The 8,240-nt window shown below is 71.0% G+C and carries 7 protein-coding genes; 3 read left to right on the top strand and 4 right to left on the bottom strand.

Annotated elements, in window-relative coordinates; genetic code table 11:
* Positions 1 to 162: 162 nt before the first annotated feature.
* Complete coding sequence (locus tag ACWEV3_RS08185) at positions 163 to 363, bottom strand: hypothetical protein (RefSeq protein WP_452613203.1); 201 nt, start codon at positions 361 to 363, stop codon at positions 163 to 165.
* A 28-nt stretch (positions 364 to 391) separates the two neighbouring features.
* On the opposite strand from ACWEV3_RS08185, the gene ACWEV3_RS08180 reads away from it, so the two are divergent.
* Both ACWEV3_RS08180 and ACWEV3_RS08175 read left to right on the top strand, forming a co-directional pair.
* The gene (locus ACWEV3_RS08180) at positions 392 to 775 is read left to right on the top strand and encodes a Scr1 family TA system antitoxin-like transcriptional regulator (protein ID WP_452613202.1); all 384 of its coding nucleotides are present in this window, start codon (positions 392 to 394) and stop codon (positions 773 to 775) included.
* Positions 772 to 948, top strand: a complete 177-nt coding sequence (locus ACWEV3_RS08175; protein WP_452613201.1) for a DUF397 domain-containing protein — start codon at positions 772 to 774, stop codon at positions 946 to 948. The genes ACWEV3_RS08180 and ACWEV3_RS08175 overlap by 4 nt, the downstream gene beginning before the upstream one ends.
* A gap of 241 nt (positions 949 to 1,189) precedes the next feature.
* On the opposite strand, the gene ACWEV3_RS08170 is transcribed toward ACWEV3_RS08175, so the two are convergent.
* Complete coding sequence (locus ACWEV3_RS08170; RefSeq protein ID WP_452613200.1) at positions 1,190 to 2,389, bottom strand: S8 family serine peptidase; 1,200 nt, start codon at positions 2,387 to 2,389, stop codon at positions 1,190 to 1,192.
* A gap of 144 nt (positions 2,390 to 2,533) precedes the next feature.
* On the opposite strand from ACWEV3_RS08170, the gene ACWEV3_RS08165 reads away from it, so the two are divergent.
* Positions 2,534 to 5,398 (top strand): ATP-binding protein, encoded by a 2,865-nt coding sequence (locus ACWEV3_RS08165; protein ID WP_452613199.1) that lies wholly within the window; start codon positions 2,534 to 2,536, stop codon positions 5,396 to 5,398.
* A gap of 121 nt (positions 5,399 to 5,519) precedes the next feature.
* Here ACWEV3_RS08165 and metX read toward each other — a convergent pair whose 3' ends face one another.
* Positions 5,520 to 6,710 (bottom strand): homoserine O-acetyltransferase MetX, encoded by a 1,191-nt coding sequence (gene metX / locus ACWEV3_RS08160; RefSeq protein WP_452613198.1) that lies wholly within the window; start codon positions 6,708 to 6,710, stop codon positions 5,520 to 5,522.
* Positions 6,707 to 8,041: a bifunctional o-acetylhomoserine/o-acetylserine sulfhydrylase gene (locus ACWEV3_RS08155; RefSeq protein WP_452613197.1), complete on the bottom strand. Its 1,335-nt coding sequence runs from the start codon at positions 8,039 to 8,041 to the stop codon at positions 6,707 to 6,709. The genes metX and ACWEV3_RS08155 overlap by 4 nt, the downstream gene beginning before the upstream one ends.
* Positions 8,042 to 8,240: the final 199 nt, after the last annotated feature.

Raw genomic sequence — 8,240 nt, 5'->3', positions numbered from 1 at the left:
TTTTGTTTTTTTTGGGGTGTGGGCGGGTTTTTTTTAATTTTTTGCACCCCCACCCAAAAAACCCCCCCACGACCGGAGTGACCAGCAGAAACATCGAACCGCGAAGCTCCAGCAGGGGCATAGCCACCCAAGGCGCCCTGCACCTGTATCCGATCGTGCGTTTCAGACCAGGTCGCGGTCGGCGGCATCGACGGCGGTGCGCAGCGCGGCGAAGCCGCGGCGGGTACAGCTGAGCACGAGCTCGTCATTGCCGCGGAAGATCAGACTCACCTCGTCGGAGATCACGCACGAGTACGACGAGATCTCCACGGTCTCCGAGATCCCGACCAAGGTGGCGGTCTCGACCCCTTTCCCTCGGTACACAGTCGACTCCCGGCAGCAGCAGCGGGTCTTGGAGGCAGACGAACCGAAGGCCATCTCGTTCATTCTCACGGAGACCGCGCTCAATCAGGTAGTCGGCGACGTTTCCGTACTGCGTGGCCAGATTTTGCACCTGCTCCAGCTGAGCGAACGCCCAGACGTTGCAGTCCGCGTGCTACCGAGCAGCGCGCCGGACAATCCGCTGCTTGGTGGCGGGCTGATCACGCTTGACTTCGGGACATCAGCGCCGAGAATCGCGTTCGTCCCGGCCCTCTACGGGCCATCGACATACCACGATCGAGAAGCGGATACTGCACCCATGTTCCGGGCGTTCGCGGCGACGGAAAGGCGTGCGCTGACTGAAGAACCGTCTCGCATGCTGCTGATCGAGAAGCTGAAGGAGTTCGGTTCGTGAGCTATGACACGGGGTGGTTCAAGAGCAGCCGCAGCTCAGGGGGTAGCGACGCTTGCGTCGAGGTTCGATTAACCGGTCTTGGTGTGGCGGTGCGGGATTCGAAGGCGCCTGCGGCTGGGTACATCACGGTCAGTCATGTCGCGTGGCGGGCTTTTCTGAAGAACCTCAGCTGATCCGCAGCGGTCATGATCTGCCGGTTAATCCGCTGCTCTGTCCTGCGTACCCGTGCGTGTTTTGGGGCGCCCTGGCACCCCAAAGCACTCACGGCACTTGACCAGCAGAAACGCGCGCCTTTCGCGGTTCGACTGACGATGGGTCACCTCAACCGCCCACGGGCCGCACCAGGGCTCCGCTAGGCGAAAACGGGGGAAGGCCCCGCCTGCAGTCGGGGCCTTCCGTTTTCACCGGTCGGTATCAGTACGCGGCGGCGCCGCTGATGAAGCCGACGTGCAGCAGGCGGTTCGTCGAGCCGGAGCCCGGGTTCCGCACCGCGTTCTGGGTTCCGTTGTTCACCAGCGCGTCGCGCACCTGCGCCGGCGTCGCCGACGGGTTCGCCGTCAGGTACAGCGCGGCCGCGCCCGCCACGTGCGGGGTGGCCATCGACGTGCCGCTCATGCCGCCCGCGCCGCCGCCGTTGAGGGTGGACGTGATGTCGCTGCCCGGCGCGAAGATGTCGGTGCAGCGGCCGTAGTTGGAGAACGACGACCGGTTGTCCTGCCGGTCGGTGGCGTTGACCGTGATCGCCTCCGGCACGCGGGCCGGCGTCGAGCTGCAGGCGTCCGTGTTGGAATTCCCGGACGCCACGGCGAAGGTGACGCCGCTCTGGATCGCCCTCCGCACCGCGTTGTCGGTCGCGGTGTGACCGCCGCCGCCGAGGCTCATGTTCGCCACCGCGGGCTTGGTGGCGTTGCTGGCCACCCAGTCGATGCCGGAGATGATCTGGGAGTACTGACCCGAACCCTGGCAGTCGAGCACGCGGACGGCGACCAGCTTCACCTGCTTCGCCACGCCGTACGTCTTCGAACCGACGGTCCCGGCCACGTGCGTGCCGTGGCCCTGGCAGTCGGAGGCGTCGGCGTCGTTGTCGATGAAGTCGCGGCCGTCCCTGACGCGGCCCTCGAAGTCGGGGTGCCGCTTGTCCACCCCGGTGTCGAGGATGTAGGCCGTCGCCCCCGATCCGGTGTTCGGGTAGGTGTAGCTGCGGTCGAGCGGCAGGTTCTTCTGGTCGATCCGGTCCAGGCCCCAGGTGGGGTTCTGCTGGGTGCCGGCGATCCGGGCGACGCCGTCCTGCTGCACGTACGCGACCGCCGGGTCGCCGGCCAGCCGCTTGGCCGACGCCTCGTCGAGCTTCGCCGCGAAGCCGCGGATGGTCGACGTGTAGGTGGCGGTCGTGGTGCCCCCGTACTGCGCGGCGAGGCGGGCGGTGGTGCTCGTGGTCGAGGCCGCGCTCGCGTTCAGGTCCTTCAGCACCACGATGTAGCTACCGGCAACCGGGTTGGCGGCGGGGAGGATCGAGCCGGTCGGGGCGGCGGTGGCCGGAGCGGCGGCCAGCGCAGCGGCGAGCACACCCGCGCCGAGCGCGGTGATCAGCCGAATCTTGCGTCCTTGTCGCATGTCGGGTGCTCCCTCTTCAGTTATGGCTGCCATACGGAGGTGGTGACGCACAGCCATTTCCGACACGATCGACTGATGTCCTCACGATGATCAATCCGTGTTTCATTACGTAGGGGTACCTGTCTTTCGGCGAAGGGAGAGCACATGGCACGCACCCGGCGCCCCGTTCGCCCGCAGATCCGCACCAGCTCACCGGTCCTGGTCGGGCGCGCCGAGCAGCTGGCATCGCTGCAGGCAGTGGCCCTGCTGCACCCGGCCGTGGTGCTGATCGAGGGCGAGGCCGGGGTCGGCAAGAGCCGGCTGCTGACCGAGGTGCTCGCCGGCGAGCTCGGGCCGGCCACGTCGCTCATCGGGTACTGCCGCCAGGTAGGTGAACCGTTCCCGTACGGGGCGGTTCTGGAGGCGCTGCGCGGCGCGAGGCCCGCGCGCCGACCGGAGCTGAGTCCGGTCACCGGCGTCCTCGGCCCGCTGCTCCCGGAGATCGCCGAGCACCTGCCACCCGCACCGGACCCGCTCGGCGACCCGCGCGCGGAGCGGCACCGGCTGTTCCGCGCGGTGCGCGAGCTGGTCGGCGCGCTGGGCCCGGTGCTGCTCGCCATCGAGGACCTGCAGTGGGCCGACGACGGCACCCGGCAGCTGGTGCGATTCCTGATGAGCGACCCGCCGCCGAACCTGACGATCGTGGTGACCTACCGGCGCGAGGACGTGCCCGGCGGCCTGCCGCTGGGCGGCGCGTACCGGCCGCCCAACGGCGTGGTCAGCGTGGTGCTGGCGCTGCGCCCGCTCGGCGTCGACGACGTCCGCGCGCTGACCGAGGCGATCCTCGGCGAGAAGCAGGTGTCCGCGGAGTTCGCCGCCCGGCTGCACGAATGCACGGCCGGAGTCCCGTTCGTCGTCGAAGAAACGTTGCGGGCGCTGCGCAACACCGTCGGCACGGTGCGCACAGACGGCGCCGCCGCCCGCCGGCTGCTCGACGCCGTCGAGGTGCCGGTGCTGCTGCGGGACGCGATGGCCGAACGCCTTGCCGTGCTGCCGACCGCAGCGACCAGGCTCGTCGAGACGGCCGCAGTGCTCGGCGCGCCCGCGACGGAGGGCCTGCTCGGCGCGGTCGCCGGCGTCCCGGAACCGCGGCTGCGCACCGCGCTGACGCACGCGTTGAGCGGACACGTGCTGCACGAGCTGGACGGCGGTTATGGCTTTCGGCATTCGCTGGCCAGGAAAGCCGTCTACGACACCATCACCGGCCCGGACCGCGCGCACCTGCACGCGCGCGCGATCGACGTGCTGGCCGGGGTCGAGCCCAAGCCGCTGAAGCAGCTCGCCGAGCACAGCGAGCGCGCCGGCCGGGTGTCGGAGTGGCTTTCCTACGGGGAGGCGGCCGCCGATCGGGCCGCCGAGATCGGCGACGCGGCGACCGCCACCGAGCTGCTGCAGCGGCTGCTGAAGGAACCGGAGCTGCCCGCCGAGCACGTCGACCGGCTCGCGATCAAGCTCGGGCAGATCGCGCACACCGGCCTGGACCAGCACGATCCGACCGAGACGCTGGAGCGGCTGCTCAGCGACCGGCGGCTGTCCACGTCGGCGCGCGGCGAGGTGCGGCTGTACCGGGGACTGCTGTTGCTGCGGCAGGCCGGCGGGCTGGTGGAGGCCCGTTCGGAGGTCGAGCGGGCGATCAACGAACTGTCGGAGCGCCCGGACCTGGCCGCGCGCGGCACCGCGGTGCTGGCGATGCCCTACGTCGGGCAGACCTCCCTCGACGAGATCCGGCCGTGGCTCGCGCGGCTCACCGAGTACCGGTCGAAGGCCGATGGCGAACTGCGGTTGTCGTTGCAGGCCAACGAGTTCGGCTCGCGCATGCACCTCGGCGACGCCACCGTGCTCGCCTCGCTCGACGAGCTGCCGGAGGAGGTGGCGACGGTCGGCGAGCAGCGCCACCTCGCGCGGCTGCGCTGCAACCTGGCCGACGCGTGCGAGTGGACCGGGCACCTGCGCATCGCCGACGAGCTGCTGCGCGGCGGCCTGCGGATCGCCGCCCACTGCGGCGCCCCGTTCGTGATCAGCACGGCCCGGGCCACCCGGACCCGGCTGGACTGGCTGACCGGCGAGTGGACCGGGCTCGACGAGCGGGCGCACCGGATGCTCGACGAGTACCGGGACCTGTTCCCGGTGGTCAGCGAGCTGAGCCTGGTGCTGGGTTCGCTCGCGATGGCCCGCGGTGAATGGGCGAGGGCGACCAGCCACTTCACCGAAACCGGCGCCTTCGCCCCGGACGAGGCGATCAGCCCGGTCGCGATCGCCGGCTGCGCGGGGCTGGCCTGGACCCTCCTGTCCCAGGACGAGCCGGCGAAGGCGTGCGCGGACGTCGACCGCGGGCTGGACATCCTGCGGCGCAAGGGGGTCTGGGCGTGGAGCGGCGAGCTGGGCCCGGTCGCGGTCGCGGTGTACCTGGCGGCGGACCGCGAAGCGGACGCGGCGCGCGTGGTGGACGAGATCGCCGCCGGGATCGCGGGTTCGGGCGTGCCGCTCGCGGTGGCGGCGCTGGCCCAGTGCCGCGGGCGGCTGGCCGAACACCGGGGAGACCTGACCGCGGCGATGGCGCACTACCGCGAATCGGTCGCGCACTACGAGGAACTGCCGGTGCCCTACTACGCGGCGATGGTCGCCGAACGAGCGGCCACGTGCCTGCTGCCCACCGATCCGGGACCGGCGAGCGAAGAGCTGTCCGCGCTGGTCGACGTGTTCGACCGCCTCGGAGCCACGCGCGACGCGGCGAGGTGCCGCCACCTGCTGCGCGGCGCGGGCGGCGGCAAGCCCTCCCGCCGGGGCCGCCGGGGGTACGGCGACGAGCTGTCGCCGCGCGAGGAAGAGGTGGCCCGCCTGCTCGCCTGCGGGCACACGAACCGCGAGATCGCCGGAATCCTGTTCCTCTCACCGCGCACCGTCGAGCAGCACGCCGCGAGGGTGCTGAGAAAGCTCGGCGTCACCTCCCGCGAACAGCTGAAGAGCTAGCCCGCCGAAATCCGCTGGAGGACAGTCTGTTTCACGACTAGATCTGTCCTTTTCGAATTGACCGGGAAGCCGCCGCACTTGCGATCCCGGCTCTGGAGAGGCGTTTCCGTGACCAGCGCGATCAACTGCCACTGGATCTCAGACCTCGCTCGGCCGGTTCCAGGCTGCGGTTCGGCAGCAGTTCGCGGACCAGCTCGGCGACCTGCGCGGTCTCGATGAGGAACCCGTCGTGGCCGTGCGGCGAGGTGATGGTGCGCAGCGGCCCGGCGCCGGGAATTCCCTCGGCGAGGCGGCGCTGCTGGTGCAGCGGGAAGAGGCGGTCGCTGTCCACACCGGCGACGCAGGTCCGGGCCCGGATCCGGCCCAGCGCCGCCTCGACGCCGCCTCTCCCCCGGCCCACGTCGTGCCCGGACATCGCCTGGGCCAGCGTCACGTAGCTGGCCGCGTCGAAGCGCCGCACCAGCTTCTCGGCATGGTGGTCCAAATAGGACTCAACGGCGTACCGGCCGCCGTTCCAGGGGTTTTCGCCGTCCTGGTGGCCGATGCCGAAGCGGTCCTGGAGCTCCTGCGGGCTGCGGTAGGTGATGTGCGCGATCCGCCGGGCCACGCCCAGCCCGGTGTGCGGGCCGCGACCGGCGGGCAGGTCGTGGTAGTCGCCGCCCAGCCAGTCCGGGTCCGCGCGGATCGCCTGGATCTGCGCCGAGGACCAGGCGATCTGCTCCGCCGAGGCCACGGCGCAGCAGCTCAGCAGCAACGCCGCCGACACCCGGTCCGGGTAGGTGGTGGCCCATTCCAGCGCGCGCATCCCGCCGAACGAGCCGCCGATCACCGCCGCCCACGACCGCACCCCGAGCTCGTCGGCGAGCCGGGCCTCCGCGCGCACCGCGTCCCGCACGGTGATCGCGGGAAACCTGCCGCCCCAAGGCCTTCCGTCGGGCGCGGCACCCGCCGGGCCGGTGCTGCCCTGGCAGCCGCCGATCGCGTTCGGGGCGACGACGAACCACCGGTCGGTGTCCAGCGCTCGGCCCGGCCCCACGAGCGCGTCCCACCAGCCCGGGCTCGGGTGGCCGTCACCGGCCGGACCGGCGACGTGGCTGTCGCCGGTCAGGGCGTGCAGCACGAGCACCGCGTTCGAGGCGTCGCGGTCGAGACGTCCCCAGGTCTCGTACGCCAGGCTGGCCGCCGGGAGTTCGCCGCCCGCGTCCAGCCGCAGCGGCTCGCGCAGGCGCAGCCACCGGCGCCGACCGGCCGGGCTCCCCTCCCGCCACGCCCCGGTGGCGGGAAGGGAACCGGTCGCCTGCGGTCGGCTCATCGCTCCAGCTCGGCCTTGGCCGCGCGGAAACCGGCTTCGAGGTCGGCCTTGAGGTCCTCGACGGCCTCGATGCCCACGGACAACCGGACGAGGCCCGGCGTGACACCGGCGAGCAGCTGGTCCTGCTCGCTGAGCTGGCTGTGCGTGGTGCTCGCCGGGTGCGCGATGAGGCTGCGCACGTCGCCGATGTTCACCAGGTGGCTGAAGAGCTGCACGCCGTCGACGAATGCGCGCCCGGCGGACGTGCCGCCGCGCAGCTCGAACGACACGACGGCACCCGCGCCACGGGGCAGGTACTTCTGCCCGGCGTCGTACCACCGGCTGGAGGTGAGGCCGGCGTAGTGCACGGACTCGACCTCATCGCGCTCGCTGAGCCATTCGGCGAGGATCTGCGCGTTGCGCGTGTGCCGCTCGATCCGCAGCGACAGCGTTTCCAGCCCCTGCAGCAGGAGGAAGGCGTTGAACGGCGAGATGGCGGGGCCGAGGTCGCGCAGCCCCTGCACCCGCAGCTTCGCCGCGAAGGCGCCGTGGCCGAGGGCGGGCCAGTACTGCAAGCCGTGGTAGGACGGGTCGGGCTCGACGAATCCCGGGAACCGCTCGGAATGGGCGCCGAAGTCGAAGGTGCCGCCGTCGACGACCACGCCGCCGATGGCCGCGCCGTGGCCGCCGAGGTACTTCGTCGCCGAGTGCACGACGATGTCGGCCCCGTGCTCGATCGGCCGCAGCAGGTACGGCGTCGCGATGGTGTTGTCGACGACGAGCGGGACCCCGGCCTCGTGCGCCACGTCGGCGACGGCCCGCACGTCCAGCACGTTCGCCCGCGGATTGCCGAGCGTTTCGGCGAAGAAGAGCTTCGTGTTCGGGCGCGCGGCGGCCCGCCAGGCGTCGAGGTCGTCGGGGTCTTCGACGAAGCTGACCTCGATGCCCAGCTTCGGCAGCGTGTGCCGGAGGAGGTTGTGGGTGCCGCCGTACAGCGAAGAACTGGACACCACGTGGTCCCCGGCCTGCGCCAGGGTGAGGATGGTCAGCGTCTCGGCGGCCTGGCCGGACGCCAGCGCCACCGCCGCCACGCCGCCTTCCAGCGCGGCCACGCGGTTCTCGAGGACCTCCTGGGTGGGGTTGTTGATCCGCGTGTAGATGTTGCCGGATTCGCTGAGGTTGAACAGGTTCGCGGCGTGTTCGGTGTCCCGGAAGACGTACGAGGTGGTCTGGTAGATCGGCACCGCGCGCGCACCGGTCGCCGGGTCGGGCTGGGCGCCGGCATGCACCTGCAGCGTGTCGAACGACCAGGCGGACTGGTCGAGGGCGGCGGAAGAAGCGTCAGCACTCATGCGTGTCTCCTGAGCAGAACGGCATGCGTCGGCCGCAGTGCGGCGACGCGGCCTGGGAGTGATCGACGGAGGTCCGCCGAGAAGCGTTGCGATGAAGGCGATTCGCGGTTCCGCGAGAACTGGTCGTGAGCGTTTTGGATCGCTATGGCAATCCAAAGCGCTCACGAGATCTGAGCGGAAGCGCAGAACCGCGAAATTC

The sequence above is a fragment of the Saccharopolyspora sp. NPDC003752 genome (genome assembly GCF_053605825.1).
Note: the sequence above shows the minus strand (reverse complement) of the source record. Positions and strands in the feature narration are given on the sequence as shown.

Excerpts from the sequence above, each read along its gene's own strand:
- ACWEV3_RS08170 (WP_452613200.1), bottom strand. The coding sequence starts at position 2,389 with ATGCGACAAGGACGCAAGATTCGGCTGATCACCGCGCTCGGCGCGGGT.
- ACWEV3_RS08165 (WP_452613199.1), top strand. The coding sequence starts at position 2,534 with ATGGCACGCACCCGGCGCCCCGTTCGCCCGCAGATCCGCACCAGCTCA.
- metX (WP_452613198.1), bottom strand. The coding sequence starts at position 6,710 with ATGAGCCGACCGCAGGCGACCGGTTCCCTTCCCGCCACCGGGGCGTGG.
- ACWEV3_RS08155 (WP_452613197.1), bottom strand. The coding sequence starts at position 8,041 with ATGAGTGCTGACGCTTCTTCCGCCGCCCTCGACCAGTCCGCCTGGTCG.